Origin of the sequence: Methanoregula sp. (assembly GCF_023227875.1) — an archaeon.
Lineage (GTDB): Archaea > Halobacteriota > Methanomicrobia > Methanomicrobiales > Methanospirillaceae > Methanoregula.
In genome coordinates this window covers 372,927-393,929 of record NZ_JALOCH010000001.1, presented here as the reverse complement: position 1 = coordinate 393,929, position 21,003 = coordinate 372,927, and the positions used below count along the sequence as shown (strand labels likewise).

General features: G+C 56.0%; 20 protein-coding genes. 9 read left to right on the top strand and 11 right to left on the bottom strand.

The genetic code is table 11. The features are described from left to right. Positions 1 to 78: 78 nt before the first annotated feature. The 7 genes from M0R30_RS02130 to M0R30_RS02100 form a co-directional block, all read right to left on the bottom strand. Positions 79 to 1,761, bottom strand: coding sequence for a PAS domain S-box protein (locus tag M0R30_RS02130; RefSeq protein ID WP_292542687.1), 1,683 nt, complete (start codon positions 1,759 to 1,761; stop codon positions 79 to 81). A gap of 214 nt (positions 1,762 to 1,975) precedes the next feature. Then, positions 1,976 to 2,320, bottom strand: coding sequence for a MarR family transcriptional regulator (locus tag M0R30_RS02125; RefSeq protein WP_292542684.1), 345 nt, complete (start codon positions 2,318 to 2,320; stop codon positions 1,976 to 1,978). 22 nt (positions 2,321 to 2,342) lie between these two features. Beyond that, positions 2,343 to 2,579, bottom strand: a complete 237-nt coding sequence (locus tag M0R30_RS02120) for an LSM domain-containing protein (RefSeq protein WP_292542680.1) — start codon at positions 2,577 to 2,579, stop codon at positions 2,343 to 2,345. Positions 2,580 to 2,831: 252 nt separating this feature from the next. Next, positions 2,832 to 3,971, bottom strand: coding sequence for a class II fructose-bisphosphate aldolase (locus tag M0R30_RS02115; protein WP_292542678.1), 1,140 nt, complete (start codon positions 3,969 to 3,971; stop codon positions 2,832 to 2,834). 20 nt (positions 3,972 to 3,991) lie between these two features. Further along, complete coding sequence (locus M0R30_RS02110; RefSeq protein WP_292542676.1) at positions 3,992 to 4,897, bottom strand: class 1 fructose-bisphosphatase; 906 nt, start codon at positions 4,895 to 4,897, stop codon at positions 3,992 to 3,994. 600 nt (positions 4,898 to 5,497) lie between these two features. Next, on the bottom strand, positions 5,498 to 5,953 hold the full coding sequence (locus M0R30_RS02105) for a hypothetical protein (protein ID WP_292542672.1): 456 nt from the start codon (positions 5,951 to 5,953) through the stop codon (positions 5,498 to 5,500). 32 nt (positions 5,954 to 5,985) lie between these two features. Then, on the bottom strand, positions 5,986 to 8,376 hold the full coding sequence (locus M0R30_RS02100; protein WP_292542670.1) for a CDC48 family AAA ATPase: 2,391 nt from the start codon (positions 8,374 to 8,376) through the stop codon (positions 5,986 to 5,988). A gap of 257 nt (positions 8,377 to 8,633) precedes the next feature. Between M0R30_RS02100 and thiC the strand changes: the two genes are divergently transcribed. The 8 genes from thiC (at position 8,634) to M0R30_RS02060 (ending at position 15,860) form a co-directional block, all read left to right on the top strand. Next, positions 8,634 to 9,911 carry a phosphomethylpyrimidine synthase ThiC gene (thiC, locus tag M0R30_RS02095; protein WP_292542667.1) on the top strand — a complete coding sequence of 426 codons (1,278 nt, stop codon included), beginning with the start codon at positions 8,634 to 8,636 and terminating at the stop codon, positions 9,909 to 9,911. Positions 9,912 to 10,048: 137 nt separating this feature from the next. Further along, a complete protein-coding gene (locus M0R30_RS02090) occupies positions 10,049 to 10,894 on the top strand; it encodes an anaerobic ribonucleoside-triphosphate reductase activating protein (RefSeq protein ID WP_366513083.1) in 846 nt (281 codons plus the stop codon). Then, the gene (locus tag M0R30_RS02085) at positions 10,848 to 11,396 is read left to right on the top strand and encodes an AAA family ATPase (protein WP_292542665.1); all 549 of its coding nucleotides are present in this window, start codon (positions 10,848 to 10,850) and stop codon (positions 11,394 to 11,396) included. The genes M0R30_RS02090 and M0R30_RS02085 overlap by 47 nt, the downstream gene beginning before the upstream one ends. Further along, positions 11,393 to 12,169: a sugar phosphate isomerase/epimerase family protein gene (locus tag M0R30_RS02080; protein ID WP_292542662.1), complete on the top strand. Its 777-nt coding sequence runs from the start codon at positions 11,393 to 11,395 to the stop codon at positions 12,167 to 12,169. Before M0R30_RS02085 ends, M0R30_RS02080 begins: the two co-directional genes overlap by 4 nt. A gap of 43 nt (positions 12,170 to 12,212) precedes the next feature. Next, positions 12,213 to 13,151 carry a ribonuclease Z gene (gene rnz, locus M0R30_RS02075; protein WP_292542660.1) on the top strand — a complete coding sequence of 313 codons (939 nt, stop codon included), beginning with the start codon at positions 12,213 to 12,215 and terminating at the stop codon, positions 13,149 to 13,151. Between the two features lie 166 nt (positions 13,152 to 13,317). Beyond that, positions 13,318 to 15,171 (top strand): OB-fold nucleic acid binding domain-containing protein, encoded by a 1,854-nt coding sequence (locus M0R30_RS02070; RefSeq protein WP_292542658.1) that lies wholly within the window; start codon positions 13,318 to 13,320, stop codon positions 15,169 to 15,171. A 219-nt stretch (positions 15,172 to 15,390) separates the two neighbouring features. Beyond that, positions 15,391 to 15,642 carry a hypothetical protein gene (locus M0R30_RS02065; RefSeq protein WP_292542656.1) on the top strand — a complete coding sequence of 84 codons (252 nt, stop codon included), beginning with the start codon at positions 15,391 to 15,393 and terminating at the stop codon, positions 15,640 to 15,642. 29 nt (positions 15,643 to 15,671) lie between these two features. After that, positions 15,672 to 15,860, top strand: a complete 189-nt coding sequence (locus tag M0R30_RS02060) for a hypothetical protein (protein ID WP_292542654.1) — start codon at positions 15,672 to 15,674, stop codon at positions 15,858 to 15,860. 53 nt (positions 15,861 to 15,913) lie between these two features. Here the strand turns inward: M0R30_RS02060 and M0R30_RS02055 are convergent, their stop codons facing one another. Then, positions 15,914 to 16,555, bottom strand: a complete 642-nt coding sequence (locus tag M0R30_RS02055) for a hypothetical protein (protein WP_292542652.1) — start codon at positions 16,553 to 16,555, stop codon at positions 15,914 to 15,916. Positions 16,556 to 16,714: 159 nt separating this feature from the next. Between M0R30_RS02055 and M0R30_RS02050 the strand changes: the two genes are divergently transcribed. Then, positions 16,715 to 16,969 (top strand): hypothetical protein, encoded by a 255-nt coding sequence (locus tag M0R30_RS02050; protein ID WP_292542649.1) that lies wholly within the window; start codon positions 16,715 to 16,717, stop codon positions 16,967 to 16,969. A gap of 10 nt (positions 16,970 to 16,979) precedes the next feature. On the opposite strand, the gene M0R30_RS02045 is transcribed toward M0R30_RS02050, so the two are convergent. The 3 genes from M0R30_RS02045 to M0R30_RS02035 form a co-directional block, all read right to left on the bottom strand. After that, positions 16,980 to 17,774, bottom strand: a complete 795-nt coding sequence (locus M0R30_RS02045) for a protein-glutamate O-methyltransferase CheR (RefSeq protein WP_292542646.1) — start codon at positions 17,772 to 17,774, stop codon at positions 16,980 to 16,982. Between the two features lie 107 nt (positions 17,775 to 17,881). Then, the gene (locus tag M0R30_RS02040) at positions 17,882 to 20,470 is read right to left on the bottom strand and encodes a methyl-accepting chemotaxis protein (RefSeq protein ID WP_292542643.1); all 2,589 of its coding nucleotides are present in this window, start codon (positions 20,468 to 20,470) and stop codon (positions 17,882 to 17,884) included. 60 nt (positions 20,471 to 20,530) lie between these two features. Next, a complete protein-coding gene (locus M0R30_RS02035; RefSeq protein ID WP_292542640.1) occupies positions 20,531 to 21,001 on the bottom strand; it encodes a chemotaxis protein CheW in 471 nt (156 codons plus the stop codon). Between the last annotated feature and the right edge of the window lie 2 nt (positions 21,002 to 21,003).

The following is a 21,003-nucleotide window of genomic DNA, read 5'->3' as shown; positions in this document are numbered from 1 at the left end:
GTAGTGGGGAGGGGGTGAAGAACTGAGGGGGTGATTGTCCAGGGTGATCGAACTTCTCGTACGCGATCGCCGCCCTGATCACAGCGTAATCTTCTTTAAAATCCGTCCTTCCCTGAAAACCGTGATACCCCCGCCGCTCTGCGAGACGACAATGCCCACCGCGTGGGTTACCGATGTGATTGCTGCCACCGAGTTGTGCCGGGTCCCCATGCCGGGGGGCAGGGAGACATTGCTTGAATCGACGGTGATGTAGCGCCCCACCGATTCGACAAAACCATCGCCCGTGATGACGAATGCGCCATCGAGCTGTGCAAGGGCCTTGATGTTCTCCCTGAGACTGTCGTTGGTGACAACCCGCAGCTCGGGCCGGTGGCCTTCGAACGGGTTTAAGATGATCTGGCGGGACTTCTCCAGCACGTTCTTCGTATCGCCGATCAGGAACGTGGTGCCGACCGGCTTTCCTTCCCGGCCCTCGATCGAGATCTCGGTGCAGATGTGGAAGACCGCATCGAAGACATCCTCTTTCACATCCGTATCCGCAACGACCATGTCCTTCCACGTATCGGTGCTGATCCGCACCTCGCTGCTGCCGCGTCGCCGGTCCGTGATGTCGTGGCCGATACAGAGGATCTCGGTGAGCCGGCCCTGCTCGTCCCGGATCGCCTTGTTGATCCACGCGATCCAGACGCGGTCACCGTTGCGCCGGACATTCTCGTTGACATTGACCGCATAGCCTTCTGCATTGAACCCGATGTCGTTTGCCATCATCGAAAGCCCGTGCTGGATGCGGGCCTTCTCGGACACGATCGTCCCGACAACATTCTTCCCGATCACGTCTTCCGACGTATAATCAAAGAAGGTCAGGGCATAGTGGTTGAAGAACGTGATCGTGCCCTGCGTGTCCATCCGGATGATGATGCTCTGGGAGTTCTGGAGCATCTCGCGGTACTTTGCCTCGCTCTCATGGAGTTCGTCGGCGATCTTCTGCTTCTCCGTGTTGTCGGTGACAATAAAGGTCCCGCCCCGGGTAATGTCCATGGGGTCGAGCGGGTGCACCTGGATGTGGCAGGGGACCGTTGTCCCGCCGTTTTTTACCAGCCGGACATCTGCATGCCCGAGTCCCGTTGCATCCTTCCGGATTAAAAATTCGCGGCAGATCTGCTCATACTCTTCAGGGGTCCGGAGCAGCGTGCGGAGTTCCGTGCCGACAAGCGAAGACTCCGTATACCCGAGCATGGTGGCCAGCGGGCCGTTCACCCATTCGAGGATGCCGTTGCGCATCTGGAAGATGCCAAGGGGCGTTGCGGAGAGGATGGTCGCCAGCTGGTCGTTCTGGACCTTGAGCTCGCGTTCCGCTTTCTTCCGCAGCATCGTCTGCTTGATCAGGGTGACCATCTCCATGAGCTGCGGGCGGAGGTCCCCGGACTGCGGGACCGCGATCTCCGTCGCGTTGTTCACTTCCTCGATGGCGATCTTGTTCTGGCCCCTCCGGCTGAGGAGGATCACGGGCGTCGTGTTTCCCTGCAACTTGAGGTACTTTAAGAAATCGATGCCGTTCATGTCCGGCACGAACTCGATGCCGTTCACATCGGGCTGCTGTTCGTACGAGATGATGACATCAAAGGTCCTGCCCCGGAGTTTCTCTGTCGCCTGCTTGATGGAGTGGGCCGGTTCTATTCTGATCTCACCGGTCTTTTCAAGAAACGTGCGGATCCGGGCAAGAAGATCGGTGTTGTCATCGATAAACAAGACGGAAATCATCGTGCATCTTCCGAAAACGGCGTAGAATTACTATAAACAGGTAGATGGTGGAGCGATAAATAGTTGTTGAAAACAGGGAGTTTGTGCGAAATGAAGGCTGTAATCCACGACAATTCCTTTCCGGCCGGCGGGTTGCCGGGCAGTACGGCCATGCCGGCACGACACGATAAGAAATAGAGGCCCGTTATCCGGATATCAGAAGGGCCAAAAAAGATTATTCTTCCGAATGGGAGACAATCGCGAGCTGGTACATCCAGTCCATCAGCGGGTGGCACTCCTCGACAACGCATTCGAGGTCGCACCCGATACACGGGATCAGCTCGTCGCCAGCCAGCAGGTCGCACGGGTTGACCGGCATCTGTTTCGCTTTTAAGAGGTAGGTCTTGATACCGTCCTTTTTGAATTCGACCCGGTCGATGAGCCCGCTCTCTTCCAGTTTCTTGACAATCCGCGAACATTTCCGGCTGTCAACGCCCAGTTCCTTCCAGAGCTCGCTCTGGAGCACGCCCTCCGGTTTTGACTGGATCAGCTTCAGTCCTTCCTCAACAGGATCTCCCACAGTCTCCACCTTCTGTATTGACTCAGATCACCGGTGCAATGGTAAGAATATTGTTACCCCGGATTACGACGGCCCCAAGGCTTCGTCCCCTCTGGTTGTCGACAAATTCAATGGTCTCTTCCATATGGATGTTGAGGTATTCATCCACTGCAACGAGCCGTCCCTGCAGCTTCCGCCCCTCATCCTTGATCTCGACAGAAATTTTTGAATCAACGAGAGCAAACACTTTTTTTATCGGCAAAACAATTCCGTTAACCATCTGCCCTAATTTGGGATGTAAGATAATTAAAGTTTGTGCATACTGAGGCTCATAAGAGCCGAAGTAGGAGAAGAACCCGAAAGGTTCTTCGACTTGTTGAGGGTCGCGAGACCTGAAGGTCGGCTCTCGCCTCCCTTCAGATTGTCGAGATTCGAAGATTTCTATCGAAATCTTCTCGTCCTCATAGTTCTGAAGAACTATTCGGATTCCACGACATCTCCCATCCGGACACTAAAATATTACGGTGTTTTTTTATTTCAGGGACTTTCGTACAAGGGACGCGGACCCGTACGCCCCGAACGCACGGAAGAAGACGAGGCTCTCGGCATAGGCCATGGACCGGATCGCATGCTCGGTCTCTTCCGGAAGGGAGTAGAGGTCTTTGTAGAATTCTTTTATCGCCATCTTGCAGTTCCCGTCAAACACCTGGCGGTCGGATTTGCCGGCATTCAATGGCCGGTATTTCTCCAGCGTCCATTCCTGGATATTCCTGTACAGTTCAGGTTCGTACACCTTCAGGGTGCTGAACACCACGTCCTGCCAGAAGGTGCCGACATTGCCCTTGATGATGTCGCCCTTCGGGAAGTGGAGGTTGATGAGGTCGCGGGGCGTGCCGGTGATCCCGTGCTGGGCGATCCCGACCGGGAGATTGTTATCCCGCAGGGCCTTTGCGATCGCCTTCGTCTGGGGGATGTCGATGGAGAGCTGTTCGACCACATTCCCGAGTGCATCGTACGTGTGACCATGGGTGCTGCCGTTTGCGATGGCAAGTACATTGGGAAAGACACCGGCCTCGTTGAGCGCCTTAATGAACGTGACCGCTTCTTCGGGTTTTGTCAGGACAAGGCCGCTCCCGTCTTTCCTGCCGATCTCCCCGACTTCCACTTCAAGGCCGAACTCCTTCCCGTTCATTTTGTTCTTAATATAGCGGGCAAGGTCCGTGGTGACCCGGATATTCGGTTCAAGTTCTTCCCGGACATCCTTTCCCTCGAAATTGAAGAGGTGGGAGGCATCGATCGCAAACGAGGTATAGCCGGCCGCGATCTGCGCATCGATCAGCTGCTTCGTGCCTTCGACTTCCGCGGCATCGCCCTTCTTGACGGTGATGTGGTCCGCGTGGAGGGCCCAGACATCGAACCCGACTGCTTTTGCATCCTCGCTCATCCGCCGGGAGAAGGCCTGCGGGGTGAGCCCCGTATACCCGCCCTTGAGGTCGCACTCAGACCGGGCCAGTTCCATGAAGACCGCCGAGTCCGTGTCTTTTGCTGCCCTGAAGATACCCTGGGCCACAGAGGCGATCCGGATGTTCGCCGCCATGACGATCGTCTTCTGGCCGGCGACCGCCTTTAAGATGGTCGAGCCGGGGAGAGGACCAAAATCAGTTGTTGTCATACTGTATCACTCCTGTTTATTCACGCTTCACGCATAAATTTTTCAATCAGCGCGATCTCCTTTTTGCCCCCCACATAGATCGGGGTGACGTCATCGATCGCTTTGGGTACGATACCAAGAATGTCCGTCCTGCCGTTGCTGATCGCCCCGCCGGCATGGTGGATGATCGTGCCCATCGGGTTGGCCTCATAGAGGAGGCGGAGTTTTCCCTTCTCCTTTCCCCGGGTCCCCGGGTAGGTGAAGACACCGCCCTTGTGGAGGATCTGGTGGACGTCGGCAACGAAGCAGCCGCTGAACCGGAGCTTGTACCCTTCCTGTTCGAGCTGCGCGATCCAGCGGGCATGGGCGGGGAGGTAGTCCTTCCGGAGGGCGCCGGGCGCGAAAACCTTCCCCTCGGGGATCCTGAGGTCGCGCTGGCGCAGGACAAATTCACCGGTATCGTCCATTGCGAACTCGTGGACGCCCTTGCCCGTGGTGAAGGTCAGGCTCGTGAGCGGCCCGTAGAGCATGTACATGGCGGCGACCATAGTGGAACCCTTCTCAAGTACGTGGCCGGGATAGATCCCGATGATGGTACCGACACAGAGGTTCACATCGATGAGCGAGGAGCCGTCGAGCGGGTCGATGACCACGCCGAAGCCAGCCTTCGGGTTCGCTATCTCAACAACCTGCTCCTGCTCTTCCGTTGCAACATACCGGGCAAGCCGGGATTTTTTCAGCCCGTCGATGAAGACCGCATCGGCGTACTTGTCGAGGGGCATCTGCTCCTCGCCATAGACATTCCGGGTCTTCTCACCGGCGGCTGCCTTTTTGCCGGCAACCAGAAAACCCTTCCTGACGGCGGGGGCCTGTTCGCTTAAAAAGAGGATCAGGTCCGCCAGGTTCTTTTCCGTTCCTTCGCTGACAAGGAAATCTTTGAGTTTCATGTGGTACCGCCTTCCTCTGCCACATCAGGGCATGCAACCCGGGGCGTCCTGCCGGACACCCTGATGTGTGTAGTCTATTGATGGCGGGGTTTATGAGGATTATTATCCGGCGCACGTGGGGAAAATCAGATCACTTAAAGAGGATTTTGCCGGAGAATTGAATTAAACAGGTATGAGGTATAGTGTCCTATCCCGAAATAATTTCCCAAAATAATCACGGATATGAGCAAGCCCACCCCCTTCAGGGGTCGCTCGGCCGCCTCGTCGGGGCCTCGCTGGGCAAGAATGTTGTTTGAAAACTTTCGAGATTACAACGGGGGTCAAGGGGGCGCACCCCTTGGGCTGCCTCGAAGAACCTTTCAGGTTCTTCTGCGTCCTCGTGGTCCTGTTGGACCATTCGGACTCCCCCTTGGGGGACCGACCGAAGGGAGGTCGAGAAGAACGCTTTAGCGTTCTTCGAGCGAGAGAGGGGGTCACACTCGTAATTCCACTGAGTGCGTTGTGACAAGGTTTTCTACAGAGCAAAAATTTCAATGACTTTCATCGTTTGAGTATGAACTTTTGTTCATACACGTTTTTGCAGTGCAGAAAAAAAGAGGATTAATTCTTGCCGGGCTCATGAGTAGCCTCAGTATCGGGCAGGTTCCGGAACGTGACTTCCAGCACGCCGTTCCTGAGCGATTTTTGCATCGAGGCCGTCTCCACCGGGGGGAGATCGGCGGTGGTGTGGTAGTGATTCTCCGCATCGCCTGCGTCAATGACAAGCGTGTCCCCCTTTACGTCAAGCCGGATCATCTCTTCCGTTGCACCGGGGAGTTCAGTGATCACCTTTGTCTCGTCACCGATCCGGTGGACTTCGGCAACCGGTTCATGGGTTGACCGGGGCGGGGATAACGGTGCCTCCGTCATCCCTTGCACGGGGGTTCCGTTGCGGAATTCGATCCGGTACCCGTACACATCAGGGTTGCCGTCCATGAACTCCCGGTCCATCCGTGAGAAGAGCCGGGCGAACATCTCGTCCATCTCTTCAAACATATCCATGGGGTCTTTGTACATTGTTCTCACCTCGTTTTTACTTCACTCGAAGGTTATGCCTTTTCCAGTTTCTTCTCAAGCGATTCGGACATCTTTGCAATCGCGGCAAAGTCCTTCTTCCGTGCATAAACGGCACTGCGCAGTTCATCGGCCGGTTTTTCATCGGCCTTCTTATGGGCCATGCCTGCCCTTGCGATCAGCATTGCAGCCTTGTCAAGGATGGTGCGCTGCTCCTGGTTGTAGAGCATCTCCCATGCCTGGCGCTCGGACTTCTCGATCGCGTCCGCATCAAGCGATCCCTTCACCCGGAGCAGGGCCGCATCGAAGTGGGCCCTGGTCAGCATCACGTTCTTGATCGCGTCCCTGCGCTCCTGCTCGTTCCTGCCGCCCATCTCGACGATGAAGTCCCGCATTGCCGCCATCTTCGCCTCGCGGACGAGGGCCTCGATGTCGGCGCCAACATAGCCTTCGGTCTGTTTCACCAAAGCTTCAGCGTCAACGTCTTTTGCAAGGATGTTGCCGGTCTCCCCGCCGAGATAAACGTCGAAGATCTTCTTCCTGCTCTCCGCATCGGGTGCGGGGACGTAAATGTGGCGCTCGAGCCGGCCCGGGCGGAGCAGGGCATCGTCCAGCATATCCGGCCGGTTGGTGGCCGCGAGTATGGTGACGTTCTTCAGCTCCTCCATACCGTCAAGCTCAGTCAGGATCTGGGAGACAACGCTCTCGGTTACATGGGATGATCCCTGGAAGGTGCCGCGCTTGGGCACCAGCGCATCGATCTCGTCGAAGAAGATGATCGACGGGGATGCCTGTCGTGCCTTGCGGAAGATCTCGCGGACACCTTTCTCGGATTCGCCTACCCACTTCGACAGCAGTTCGGGGCCTTTTATTGCGATGAAGTTGCACTCGCTCTCGTTTGCCACGGCCTTCGCGAGTAGTGTCTTGCCAGTACCGGGCGGGCCGAACATCAGGATGCCTTTTGGGGGCTTGGTCTGGAGCCGCTCGAACACATCGGGGTATTTGAGCGGCCATTCCACCGCCTCCTTCAGCTCCTGTTTCACGTCCTCGAGCCCGCCGACCTGTTTCCAGGTGACATCGGGGACCTCCACCAGCACCTCGCGCATTGCGGAGGGTTCAACGTTCTTCCGGGCTTCGGCAAAGTCCTCGTTGGTTACCCGGAGCGCATCGAGCACCTCGCTTGGGATCTCCTCGTCGATCTTGATCTGGGGGATGATCTTACGGAGCGCGTGCATCGCCGCTTCCTTGACAAGCAGCGCGATATCGGCACCGACAAAACCGTGGGTGGTGTTTGCGAACTCCTCGATCTTTACGTCGTCAGCGAGCGGCACGCCGCGGCTGTGCACCTGGAAGATCTCAAGGCGTCCTTTCTTGTCCGGGATACCGATCTCGATCTCCCGGTCGAACCGTCCGCCGCGGCGGAGTGCCGGGTCGATGGAGTCCGGCAGGTTGGTTGCCGCGATGACGATGACCTGCCCGCGGCCCTTGAGGCCGTCCATGAGTGAGAGGAGCTGGGCGACAACACGGCGCTCGACCTCTCCCTGCACCTCGGCGCGCTTCGGGGCGATCGCATCGATCTCGTCGATGAAGATGATGGCGGGTGCGTTCTGCTCCGCTTCCTCGAACTTCTCGCGGAGCCCTTTCTCGCTCTCGCCATAGTACTTGCTCATGATCTCCGGGCCGGAGAGCGTGATGAAGTGGGCGTCAACCTCGTTTGCAACCGCCTTTGCAATCAGGGTCTTACCTGTGCCCGGGGGACCGTAGAGTAATACACCTTTGGGCGGCTGGATACCAAGACGCTCGAAGATCTCCGGGTGGCGGAGCGGGAGTTCGATCATCTCGCGCACGAGCTGGAGCTCGCGGCCGAGACCGCCGATATCCTCGTAATGGATATCGGACATCTCCTGCTTGCCCTCTTCGGGTTTGTAGGCCTCTTCCTTCAGCTCGATCTCGGTGTCATCGGTAACGATGACCATGCCCTTGGGGGTGACCTTCGTGATGATGAGGGTGATGGAGTTCCCAATCACGTCAACGCGGACAGCCTGGCCTTCGATCACCGGCCGCCCGCGCAATACCCGTGAAAGGTACTGCTCACCCCCGACAAGACGGATCGGCTGGGTGGGCTGGACCACGATCTTCTTCGCATACTCTGCCTCTGATTTGCAGATCCTGACCTTTTCGTCAATACCGGTGCCGGCATTCCCCCGGATGTTCCCATCAATCCGGAGTGTGCCTGACCCGGTGTCCTGGGCAAATCCCGGCCAGACGATTGCAGCGGCCTTCTTCTTGCCCTGGATCTCAATCACATCGCCGGAGACCAGCCCGAGTTTCTTCATCACCTCGATACTGAGCCGTGCAATGCCGCGGCCTGCGTCATCGTGGGCTGCTTCTTTTACTGTAACGTCGAAATAATCCTTTTCTGTCATCGTAAAACACCTCGTTTGTTTAAGGTTTACCAATAGTTAGTGCTAGATATTATATAAACATTGCGCATAAGCCATGGCCGTTCATTTCTCTTTTAACCGGGGGAAAACGGGCAAAAGGCAACCATATCGCGGAAAAGGGCAACACAAAAAATTCTGCGTTATTCCAATTCAACTTTACTTGTTTACTTAACAAGCCAGATTTAGTCAAGAATTGAAAAAACAAGCCTTTATCTTGTCTTTACAGCAACCAGTATGCCATGAGTATTGTCGCAGATGCCAAGCGCGGCGTCGTAACTGAAGAAATGAAACTGGTGGCAAAGCAGGAAGGAGTCACGGAAGACTTCGTCCGCCGCAGCGTTGCCGAAGGCCACATCGTCATCCCGGTCTCCCCCTACCGCAAGGTGAAGATCTGCGGTATCGGCGAAGGGCTCCGCACCAAGGTGAATGCATCCATCGGGACATCTACGGATATCGTTAATATCCCTGAAGAGATCGAGAAGGCAAAGCAGGCAGAACGTGCCGGCGCTGACACGCTCATGGAGCTCTCGACCGGCGGGGACTTCATGGAGATCCGCCGCCAGGTTATCGCCAATACAAACCTCAGTGTTGGCTGCGTGCCCCTGTACCAGGCATTCATTGAAGCGGCGCAGAAGGATGGGGCCGTCGTGAACATGAAAGAGGACGACCTGTTCCGGATCACGGCCGAACAGGCAAAGGCGGGCACCAACTTCATGGCCATCCACACCGGCATCAACTGGGAGACAGTGAAGCGCCTGAAGAACCAGGGCCGTCATGGAGGACTTGTCTCCCGGGGAGGGGCATTCATGACCGCGTGGATGCTCCACAACGAGAAGGAGAACCCGCTCTATTCGGAGTTCGACTACCTGCTTGAGATCATGAAGGAGCACGAAGTCACCCTTTCCATGGGCAACGGCATGCGGGCCGGCGCGATCCACGATGCAACCGACCGGGCAGGTATCCAGGAACTGCTCATCAATGCCGAACTCGCAGACAAGGCGCACGCACAGGACGTACAGGTGATCGTTGAAGGTCCGGGCCATGTGCCGATCGACGAGATCGCAACCAACGTCCAGCTGATGAAACGGGTCACCAACCACAAGCCGTTCTACATGCTCGGCCCCATCGTCACCGACATCGCCCCCGGCTACGACGACCGTGTCGCCGCCATAGGTGCCGCTATCTCCTCCTCGCTCGGCGCAGATTTCATCTGTTACGTTACCCCGGCAGAGCACCTTGCCCTCCCGACCCCCGAAGAGGTGTACGAAGGCGTGATGAGTTCACGGATTGCCGCCCACGTCGGCGACATGATTAAACTGAAGAAGACACGCGAGTTAGACCTTGAGATGGGGCACGCCCGCCGTGACCTTGACTGGGACCGGCAGTTTGCTGTTGCCATGAACCCTGCCCGGGCAAAGGCCATCCGGTCAGAGCGCATGCCTGCCGATACTGACGGCTGCACGATGTGCGGCGATTATTGTGCGATCAAGATCGTCAACCGCCACTTCAAATTCTGATTATCCCATCCATTTTTACAACATATTTTTTTCAACGGTAGTTCAGTACTTGTGAAATGCTGCTATCACCCGCAGCAGGAAGCACCTCTTTAGTTGCAGACCCATAACTCAATACACTCAAATAACCACGGGAATAAATATTCCGGCACGGTGATCCTATACAGCTGAACTTCGGGGGTTTTGTCCCGGTCTCCACGATCGACTGGCGGGGGCGGGCGGTCTGCACAGTATTCCTGCGGGGGTGCCCCCTGCGCTGTTCCTACTGCCAGAACGAGGCGATCCAGTCCGGGGAAGACCACCGGGATCTCGATGAAATCAAAGAAATGATCAAGACTTCATCGCCGTTCATCAGCGGAGTGGTTTTTTCCGGCGGGGAGCCCACCCTCCAGAAAGAGGCTCTCATTGAACTGGCGAACTATGCGAAGAAACTGGGACTTGCGGTAGCACTCCAGACAAACGGCCTTTTTCCCGGTACGCTGGAAGAACTCATCCGGCAGCACCTGGCAGACAGGATCGCGATCGATTACAAGACCCGTTGGGAAGGTTTCTCCGGATTACAGGGAGGGTACACGACGGTCCCTGTGGACAACTATGAGAAAAACCTGAAGAGATCCATTCAAATCTGCAAAAAAGCGTCCCGTGAGGATATCCTGTCGGAATTAGAGATCGTCATCACCGCATTCTACGAGAATGCAGAGTATATCAAAAAGATCTCAGCGGAGATCGGGACTACGCCGCTCGTGCTCCAGCAGGGCGAGCACAAGATCATCCGGATGCGCGAGACTGCTCCTGATATGACCAATGGGGAATATATCTGTAAACAACGAAATCTTCAGGAGAACCATCCTCCCCTCACGCTGGCAGAACTGAAGAAGATCGCCGACGAGCTGGGACGGACAGTACGGATTCGGACACGGGAGATTGGAGAGATATCCTATGAAAGTGATTGGCGTTGTCGGCATGCCCGCAAGCGGAAAAGGTGAATTCTCCCGTATAGCCCAGGAGATGGGCATTCCGGTCATTGTCATGGGCGACATGATACGGAAAGCCGTGCAGGTAGCGGGGCTCGAACCGAACGACACGAATTTCGGGGCAACGGCCAACCGGCTCCGGGCTGAACAGGGCATGGACGCGATCGCCCGGCTCTGCGTTCCCGAGATCAAACGGCAATCATCCCCCCTTGTGCTTGTTGACGGGATCCGCGGGGACACCGAGGTGGCACTCTTCCGGAAAAATTTCCCGGGGTTCACCCTGATCAGTATCGAGTCCTCGTTCGAGGACCGTCTTGCACGGATCGCGGCACGGGCGCGGTCGGACGATTTCACGACCGCTGGTGCCCTGCACAACCGGGACGAACGGGAACTGGGCTGGGGCCTGGGCCATGCCCTGGAGCAGGCAGATGTCCGGCTTGAGAATGAGGGGACACTGGCAGAATTTTCCGGTGCTGTCCAGCGTCTCATCCGGCAACTGAGGGATGACCCGTGACCGCGGCGCTGTATTTCTCATCGTCGGCAAAGGTCTGGGACGACATCTCGTGGGTGTACGGTATTGAGGAAGCAGGGTACGCCGGGTGGGAGATCGTGAGCGATGGGAATTACCGTCTTGAGAACCCGGAATGCTTCAGAAAAGTGCAGGAGGTACTTGCGACCACCCGGCTCGGCGCTTCGGTCCATGCGCCGTACGGCGACCTGAATATTGCAACGCTCAATGATCCCATCTGGAGGGAATCCATCCGGCAGCTCTGCACCTGTATCGAGCACGCGGCACCGCTTACCGACCGGGTCACCATTCACCCGGGCTATATCTCGCCTGTCGGCAAGATGATGCCCCAGAAAGTCTGGGACCTCCAGAAAGAGGCACTCCGCCAGATCGGCAGGTGTGCTGCTGGACACGGGGTGCTGGCCTGCCTTGAGAACATGATCAGCTTCAAGGAATTCCTCTGCAGGCTCCCGGAAGAGCTCATCGGCATGACAGAAGGCATCGAGGGTATCGGGATGACCTTTGATTTCGGCCATGCCAACACCATTGGAAAAGTCAGCGAGTTCCTCCGGTACGTGGACAAGGCCGACCATATCCATATCCACGACAACCACGGCATCTCCGATGAACACCTCCCGCTCGGAGACGGCACTATCGCATGGGGAACCGTAGGGAAGACGGTTGCCTCACGGTACCGGGGAGAACGGATCGTGATTGAAGGGCGCTCGGTAGAAGAAGCAAAAAAGAGCCTTGCGGTGTTCCGGAGGGAATTCGTGTGATGGGTAAACAGACGACGACAGGAATATCACGGAGTGATGTACCGTGAGCGGCGAGACATTACAGGTCTATTTCTTAGGCACCGCCGGCGCCCTCCCTACCCCGACACGCAACCCGCCCTGCATCATGGTGAGGCGGGGTTCCGATACCCTGCTCTTTGACTGCGGCGAGGGCGCCCAGCAGCAGATGATGCGGGCAAGGTGCGGGTTCACCATCAACGCGATCTTCGTCTCCCACTGGCATGCCGACCACTTCCTGGGAATATTCGGCCTCGTCCAGACGATGTCATTCAACGGCCGCACGGAACCGCTCACGATCTATGGGCCCGAGTGGGTGCACGAGTTTGTCCGGACACTCCGGCACGTAGCCCGGTTCAACCTGAAATTTCCCATGGAGTCGGTGGAACTCACGCACGGCTCCTGGGTCCGGTTTGACGGCTATACGATAACGGCATTTGGCGCAAACCACGGCCTCCCGGCCCTCGGGTTTATTCTCGAAGAGGACCCGCGCCCGGGCCGGTTCAACCGTGAAGGGGCGATCGCCCTCGGAGTGCCGCCCGGGCCGCTCTTCGGCAGGCTCCAGCGGGGGGAAACGGTGACCGTGAAGAACGGCGAGACCGTTGTTGAGATACGGCCGGAACAGGTCATGGGTTCATCCCGGCCGGGACGAAAGATCGTCTATACCGGTGACACCCGTGCCGTTCACCACGCGATCATGGACATCGCCCATAACGCCGATCTCCTGATCCACGATGCAACCTATGACGAATCTGAGACGGCCCGTGCCACGGAGTTCTACCATGCCACGGCAGCCCAGGCCGGCGAGGCGGCAGCGGCACTCAATGCCCGGACGCTCGTCCTCATCCACACGAGCTCGCGCTACACCGATACCCAGGCACATGTCAGCGATGCACAGAAAAAATTCTCCGGCCGGATCCTCGTCCCCAATGACCTGGAGATGGTTGAAGTCCCATTCCGAGACTGATGGCCGGTTCCTCCGGCGGTCCCCTTCTTTTGCAGATAACAAGTAAATTAAACATTCAGGCTCCCATTGATGATCATACAAATCATTCATATCCGCGGACCGTTGACGATACCGGATACCATATCGCAACCCTATTTCCGTACGCTGTGTGTGGTGAGAGAGAAACATGAAAGATTCATTAGATGACGATGTCCTCGTCTACCGGCTTGGCACTGGCTGTGACCTTGCCGATATCGAGGAAGGGAACGTATACCAGGGAAAGGTCCAGGGTTTTGCCACCTTCGGCATGTTCGTACAGCTGAACGACCGGATCAAGGGCCTTGTGCACAAGAGCAATGTCAAGGCCGAACACAAGGAACGCGATTCGATCCTTGTGCGGGTCCGGCAGATCCGCCCGAACGGCAATATCGACCTTGAAGAGATCCTGATCCAGGTATACCAGGTACAGAATATCGAGCGGAAATCAACGACCGTGCGGATCGCGGACCTGAGCACAAAAGTCGGGAAGACCGTTGCTATTGAAGGGGAAGTCGCCCAGGTCAAGCAGACCAGCGGCCCCACGATCTTCACGATTGTCGATGAGACCGGCACCCAGAATGCCGCAGCATTCGTTGAAGCCGGCGTTCGGGCATACCCCGAAGTCGAGCTGGAAAACATCGTCAAGGTCATTGGCGAAGTGATGATGCGGAACAACCAGCTCCAGATCGAGGTCGATGCAATGAGCGTCCTTGCCGGGGACGATGCGCTGGCGGTAAAAGACAGGATCGAGAAAGCCCTTGATCTCCGCTCCGAGCCCGAGGATATCCCGCTCCTTGTCAAGAGCGAGGTCATGGAGAAGCTCCGGCCCGAGATGAAGAAGGTCGCGAAGATCATCCGGAAAGCGGTCTTCACCTCGCAGCCGATCATCCTCCGCCACCATGCGGACGCGGACGGCATCTGCTCCGCGGTTGCCATCGAACAGGCAGTTGTATCCCTGATCCGGGAATCCGGTGGGGACTTCGATGCCGATTACTTCCTCTTCAAGCGTGCGCCTTCAAAAGCCCCGTTCTACGAGATCGAGGACATCACCCGCGACCTCGACTTTGCCTTGAAGGACCATGTGAGGTTCGGGCAGAAGATGCCCCTCGTGCTCCTCACGGACAATGGTTCGACCGAGGAAGACGAGCCGGCGTACAAGATCGCAAGCGTATACGATATCGATTTCATTGTCGTCGACCACCACCATCCCGATGCAACCATTGACAAGTATGTCAAGGCCCATGTCAATCCCTACCACGTTGGCGGGGACTTCGGGATCACGGCAGGTATGCTCGGCACCGAAGTTGCCCGGCTGATCAACCCAAAGGTCGAACCGGTAATCCGTCACCTCCCGGCCGTTGCCGGTGTGGGGGACCGGAGCGAGGCACCCGAGCGGGCCCTCTTCCTTGCGCTTGTCCGCGACCAGTACCCGGAGGAGGCCTGCAAGGACATCGCCCTTGCCCTGGATTACGAACAGTTCTGGCTCCGGTTCAATGACGGTCGCGAGATCGTCAAGGATATCCTGAACATCAATGGCAGGACCGAGCGCCACAAGAAACTGATCGCTCTCCTTGTGGACGGGGCAAATACCATGATCGAGGACCAGATGAGTGCCAGTATGCCCCACGTGGTTTCGCGTGTCCTTTCAAACGACGCACATCTCTTCCTCCTCGATGTCGAGATCCATGCCCACAAGTTCACCTTCCCGCCACCGGGCAAGACCAGCGGAGAGGTCCACGACCGGCTCTGTCGCGAGCACGCGGGAAAACCCGTGGTTACCATCGGGTTTGGCCCGGACTTTGCCGTGCTGAGGTCACGGGGGGTACTCATGAATATCCCCCGTATGGTCAGGGAACTGCGGGTTGAGATCCCCGGCGGCGGGATCAGTGGCGGCGGGCACCTTGTGGTCGGCAGCATAAAATTCGTTGAGGGCATGCGCGAGGTAGTCCTTGAAGCGCTCATCAAAAAGATCGCAGATGCACAGGTCCAGCAGCTGGCTTAGGATCCCGGCAATCCGGAAAAACGTATAATTTTTACCCGGAAATGCCATGAATGCCCGGAAATGCCTTCAAGGAAAAACTACGCTACCGGAAGGCGGGATATAATCTTTCTGGTCAGAATTGTGGCTGCGTGAAAAAAACAAGACAGTATTTACGGCCGGGTTATTAGATACACATAAATACCAGTTAATTCATATGAGTTTTTAATGCTGAGGCACAACATGTCAACAACAAAAAAAATACGTGAGACGTACAACGAGACCCAGCACAAGATCGTTTCGTATCTCAGCTCAGGCATTACCAAGGGCAAGCACTATTTCAAATCAAAATATATTGCAAAAGACCTTGGCCTGTCACCAAAAGAGGTGGGTACAAACATGGCAATCCTTGCCGAGATCTGTAAGGAACTGGATATCATCCGGTGGAGCTATTCGAACAGTACAACCTGGATGGTCACCCCGCGTGCCATCTGAATATCCCCACATCATCTTTCCCTTTTATTATGACGAAAGTTCTTGAGATTGAATCAACGGTAGAATTTGTTGCAAACATCAACGAACACAAGGACTGCCTGATGTCGCAGGATCCCACGCAGGATCACCCGGAGGCACTCTGGTTCAACATCGACATCCCGAAGGGGCACATCCTGAAAAACGGCGACCGTGTCCGCGTAACCGTGGAAAAAATATAATCCGGTTATGCTTTTAAAGCCGTGAATTGCTCCGACCCTGCCAGGATCGTTTGTTACGCTGGCGTATAGGCGTCGTAGTAATCCCGCGGGGTCGCAAGCTCAATCCGGAAATAGTCGACATACGCGGTCGTGATGATCATGTAGACTTCGGCACCGGATGTCTCGACAACCCGGGTCATCGATCCGCGGTTCAGGATCTCTTCACCGTCGATGATCGTCCCGTTGGCTGCATAGCAGAGGACCATCCGGAAATTCCCGTACTGCGGGTTACGGTCTGCCGTCACGGTCGTGTTAAGCACCCAGACCGGGTACGGGACGCGGAACTTCTGGGACAAGCCGCCACGGGTCCCGTTCATAAATGCAAAGGTGACCATCTCGTCCCTGCGAAGCAGGTCCCCGGCCCCGAATGTATTCATGTTCTCAGGCATCTTGAACCTCGGGTAGGTGAACGGATCGCTGCTGTAATAGATCTGGTACGGCGGCGCGATGGTCGGGACAGGAGTAGGCGTGCTGGTCGGCAATGGTGTACTGGAGATGACCGGGGTTTCCACAGGTGTCGGAACAGGGGTTTCTCCAGGAGTCGGGACTGGAGCTGGCTGACCTGGGAAAAGTTGTACCTGGGGATTTGCAACAACGGCCATGATAAGCACCAGTATCACACCCACGACAAGTGTGATGATATCCCCTTTTTCCACATGTAGTACTGGGGGCATATCTAAAAAAACATGACGATCGACCCGGATGGCGCAGGATCGCCGCGATCCATGATCAACGCCGGCTTTTTCGCTACAGCAGGGAAATCCACCGGGTGAATCTGGATATATTCTTATCCTGACGGGTGAAAATGGATCAGCATGGAGTTGCCCGGGATACGGACATGGGTGGTTTTTTACCTCATCTCGTTTGTCGTACTGCTCTGGGCAGCCTTTCTCTCCGCCCAGGGTGTGATGCTCTGGGTGAGCCTGCTGCTGGTCATCGTCATCGTCGGGGTGAATTTTGTGACGGTCTTAAACCAGCTGAAGGCACATGCAGCCCGCCTGGAATTCCAGCGTGAACTGACAAAAGATTTCGAGCGGAAAACCGAAGTGGAAGAAGAGAGAAAATTGTAATGGATCCCGGTCAATCCTTTCTCATGAATATTTTCTGCACGGAGTTCTTTGCCACGAAAAGATTTTCGACCTGCCTGCCAAGATATTCCGTCTTGCCCATGATGTAATAGCCGTCGCTGACCAGAGCATCATGGAACAGTCGTGCAAGATCATCCTTCTGTTTTTCCGTGAAATAGATCGTTACGTTGCGGCAGGTGATCAGGTCGAGCCAGCGTGAGACCGGAGTCCCTCCCATGAGGTCGTGGGGCCGGAAGCGGATGAGTTCTTTCAGGTGCGGTTTTGCCTGGAAGTTCCCGTCCGGAAGCTTATTGAAGTGATGGTGGGTCTGCGCATCTGAAAGCTTCACCATCGCTTTTGGCGAATAGATGCCTTCCTGGGCCTTTGCAAGCACTACCTTATCGATATCCGTAGCAAGGATCTGGACCGAGAGCTCCTTGTTCGTGGACATGATCTCATGAAGGATCATGGCAATCGAATACGGTTCCTCTCCGGTGGAGCAGCCGGCACACCAGATCCGCAGCCTTTTGCGCTTCGAGAAGAGATCGGGCAGGATCTCTTTTCTCAGGATCTCGTACACATCATTGTCCCGGAAGAACTCGGTAACATTGATCGTCAGGGCATTCCTGAGCACCTCGAGTTCGGATGGCGTTGCCTTGAGGTATTTGAGATACTCCCCGTGATTCGTGGTATTGGTCGATCGCATCCGCGAGAGGAGACGGCGCTTGATATAATCTTCCTTGTAGTTGCCACACTGGATCTTCAGCGTCTGTTCGATATGCCGCTTTAATGCATCAAAGTCATCCATCAGATTCCCCGTCATCGTTCTGGTTGAGTTACGGTTCCCGAAATACGGAAACAACTATCCCGCTCTGTGTTATCCCATCTGTGGTTTGCCGGAACGGTACAGTCCCGTCAGTTAAGACGGAACCGTGTCATCTCCTTCCTGCACTGGTCTGCCATTGCTGCAAGTTCGGCAGACGCACTCGCTATTTCTTCGGTGGATGCACTGGTCTCCTCGGCAAGTGCGGCCATATCTTCCATACGCTGCTGGTTCTCATTGGTCAGCGTACTGAACGATTCTATACCGGACATCAGCTGGGTGGTGGCCTTTGCCTGGTCCTCGGTCGCTTTTGTGATCTCGCCCACGCCGGCAGATACGATCGCGGCTTCCGACACAATCCGGTTCAGCGATTCCACGGTCTTGTTGACACTGTCGATGCCGCCCTTGATCTCCTCGAACGACTGCTGCATGGAGGTCGAGGTCTGTTCGCTCTTTGCCTGGATTGAGCGTATGAGCGCCTCGATCTGGCTGCTCGCCTTCTTGGACTCTCCGGCCAGGTTCTTCACTTCCCCGGCAACCACTGCAAATCCACGCCCATGTTCGCCGGCACGGGCTGCTTCGATCGCGGCATTGAGTGCAAGGAGGTTGGTCTGGTTGGCGATATCCGTGATGAGGTTGACGATCTTGGAGATCTCGCGCATCTGGTCGTTGAGTGCCGTGATCTCGTCCACGCTCTCCTTGGAGATCTTTTCAACGGTCTCCATCTTGCCGGTCGCGATCTTCCCGATCTTGGCAGCTTCGGCCCCTTCCTCGGACGCCTTCTCTGCATGGGTCATGACATCGTGGGAAGTACTTGCGATCTGTTCGATGGATGCGGAGATCTCAGAGACATCATTGGAGATCTTCTGGACACGGTCTATCTGCATTTTCGCGTTATCAGTAGATTTCTGGCTTGAGATCGCCACCTGCTCTGTTGCTTTTGCGATCTCTTCCGTGCTCTTGATGGTGTCCTTGATGGTGAGGTCGAGCTTGTTCACGGTTTCAACGGTGTTCCCGAGGACCTTGTGGATGGACTCCCCGGCAGCATTGTAATCGACTTTCAGTTTGACGAGCGGATCGGCCTCGTCTACACTTACCCGGAACGTGAGATCTCCTGAGGCGATCCGGGCAAGGGCAGTCTGCAGTTCTTCTGCGCTGACCGTCAGCAGTTCGGCATTGGCCTTGGCGTCATCCATCATCTCTTTGATCTTCGCTTCCTGTTCACGCTGGTGCGTGACGTCGTTGTAAACGCACAGGATGGTGGTAAGATCTCCTTTCGCGTCAACGATCGGTATACCGTATTGTTCGAGCACATGCTCCCCGGAGGGGAACGTGATGACAATCTCCCCGAAGCTCCGTTTCTTCTCGGTAAGGACCCGTTTTAACCCTTCGCCTTTCTGGCTCGTGATCTTGAAGTCCCGGGCGTTCATCCCGCGAAGCTTGTCTTTGGCAAGGCCGGTGAGCGTGATGTATGCCTCGTTCACCATGATGATCTTGAACTCAGGGTTCATCAGCATGATCGGCATCGGGTTCTGCTTGACAATAGTATCGGAGCGCTGCTTGAGGATGGCGACTTCCTCCACCTGCTTCTGGAGATCCTGCTGGCTCTTCTGCTGGCTCGCAACAAGAGCATTAATCTCCTCGAGCTTCTTCCGCTCTTCCGTGATATCGTTGTACACAATCAGGATACTGGATACGTTCCCGCCGGCATCTTCGATGGGGATCCCGTACTGCTGGAGTCTTCGTATACCTGACGGGAACTCCACCAGCACCTCTCCCTTTGAACGGTGCCGTTCGCTGATCACCCGCTTGAGCCCTTCCCCGGACTGCTCCAGTACCTTGAAGTCGTGCAGGGTCATCTTCACGAGATCGGCCCGGCTGATCCCGCTGAGCGTGGTATAGGCCTCGTTCGCAACCCTGATGTGGAAGGTCTTGTCGACAAGGATGATCGGCATCGGGTTCTGCTGGACGATCGTCTCGGAACGGTGCTTGAGCTGTTCGATCTCCTCGCTCTTCTTCTTCTGGGCCGTTACATCATAATAGACAAAGAGCAGGGAGGAGACAGCACCGTCGTTCCCTAGTACAGGGATGCAGTACTGTTCGAGCACGTGCACACCGGACGGCAGTTCAATCGTGACCTCCCCAAAGGATCGCCGTTTTTCTAAAAGTGCGACTTTTGCACCTTCACCCGTCTGGGAGATGCGCCTGAATTCCGCAAGGCTGGTATTTTTCAGATCATCCAGGCGCAGGCCGCTCATCTGTATAAAGGCCTCGTTGGCTTCAATAATGGAAAACGCCGGGGTGGTGACCAGCATCGGGACCGGGTTTTTCGTAACCATCATCTCAAGGCGGTTCCGGAGGTCGGTGACAATATCGTTATCAGACCCTGATTGTCCGGAAATAAACGCTTTGGGTACCGCAGGTTCGGGCGAACGTCCCCCGGTTTTAAGGATGGCAAGGACTGCGTTTACCGCGCCTACCAGGGTCGTGTATTCTGCCCCGAATTTCACCGCGTCCAGGGAATTTGCCGGTCTCCCTGCAACAGCAGATGATAGTACTGACGCGATCTCTTCGTTCAGCTGGCGGACATGGGCCGCAATCTCCGCAGTGGATCCGGACGACGGAGTGCCCGTTGCCTTTGCCCCGCTGAATAATGCTTTTCTTCCCGGTCGTTCAGTCAAATCCATTCCTCCGGACATACATACAGGCCACCAGTGACAACAACGCTCATCTCCTCCAGCTTATTTCTCCACGAGATCCTTAATGACTTTCTCCATGTCGAGCCAGATGATCAGGTTCTTTTTTGTATCTTCCGCCTCGTCGGTTTTCATCTTGATGATCCCCTTGACAAACGACGCGAACTCCGATGAAAACCCGGCCCCGATCTTATCGACATCTGATTCGGACACCTGGATCACGCTGCTGACATCATCAACGATGATCCCCACATTGCTCCCACCGGCTGCTTCGGGAACGAGGACAATGATCTTCTGGTTGCTCCGGATTTCCTTTTCCGGAAGACCCAGCAGGGTGTTGAGATTCATGATATTGGTGATCTCACCGCGGAGGTTGATGACCCCCGAAATATACGCAGGTGCACGGGGGATGGGGGTAATGGGGATCATCTCCACGATCTCCCTTGCCAGCTGGATATCAAGGGCATACCGTTCCCCATCCAGTTCGAATTCGACAATATCGATTGTTGATGCCATTC

What these genes read in the sequence shown, in the direction of transcription:
- M0R30_RS02130 (WP_292542687.1), bottom strand. Translation starts at nt 1,761, where the DNA reads ATGATTTCCGTCTTGTTTATCGATGACAACACCGATCTTCTTGCCCGG.
- M0R30_RS02120 (WP_292542680.1), bottom strand. Translation starts at nt 2,579, where the DNA reads ATGGTTAACGGAATTGTTTTGCCGATAAAAAAAGTGTTTGCTCTCGTT.
- M0R30_RS02115 (WP_292542678.1), bottom strand. Translation starts at nt 3,971, where the DNA reads ATGACAACAACTGATTTTGGTCCTCTCCCCGGCTCGACCATCTTAAAG.
- M0R30_RS02110 (WP_292542676.1), bottom strand. Translation starts at nt 4,897, where the DNA reads ATGAAACTCAAAGATTTCCTTGTCAGCGAAGGAACGGAAAAGAACCTG.
- M0R30_RS02105 (WP_292542672.1), bottom strand. Translation starts at nt 5,953, where the DNA reads ATGTACAAAGACCCCATGGATATGTTTGAAGAGATGGACGAGATGTTC.
- M0R30_RS02100 (WP_292542670.1), bottom strand. Translation starts at nt 8,376, where the DNA reads ATGACAGAAAAGGATTATTTCGACGTTACAGTAAAAGAAGCAGCCCAC.
- thiC (WP_292542667.1), top strand. Translation starts at nt 8,634, where the DNA reads ATGAGTATTGTCGCAGATGCCAAGCGCGGCGTCGTAACTGAAGAAATG.
- M0R30_RS02085 (WP_292542665.1), top strand. Translation starts at nt 10,848, where the DNA reads ATGAAAGTGATTGGCGTTGTCGGCATGCCCGCAAGCGGAAAAGGTGAA.
- M0R30_RS02070 (WP_292542658.1), top strand. Translation starts at nt 13,318, where the DNA reads ATGAAAGATTCATTAGATGACGATGTCCTCGTCTACCGGCTTGGCACT.
- M0R30_RS02065 (WP_292542656.1), top strand. Translation starts at nt 15,391, where the DNA reads ATGTCAACAACAAAAAAAATACGTGAGACGTACAACGAGACCCAGCAC.
- M0R30_RS02060 (WP_292542654.1), top strand. Translation starts at nt 15,672, where the DNA reads ATGACGAAAGTTCTTGAGATTGAATCAACGGTAGAATTTGTTGCAAAC.
- M0R30_RS02050 (WP_292542649.1), top strand. Translation starts at nt 16,715, where the DNA reads ATGGAGTTGCCCGGGATACGGACATGGGTGGTTTTTTACCTCATCTCG.
- M0R30_RS02045 (WP_292542646.1), bottom strand. Translation starts at nt 17,774, where the DNA reads ATGGATGACTTTGATGCATTAAAGCGGCATATCGAACAGACGCTGAAG.
- M0R30_RS02035 (WP_292542640.1), bottom strand. Translation starts at nt 21,001, where the DNA reads ATGGCATCAACAATCGATATTGTCGAATTCGAACTGGATGGGGAACGG.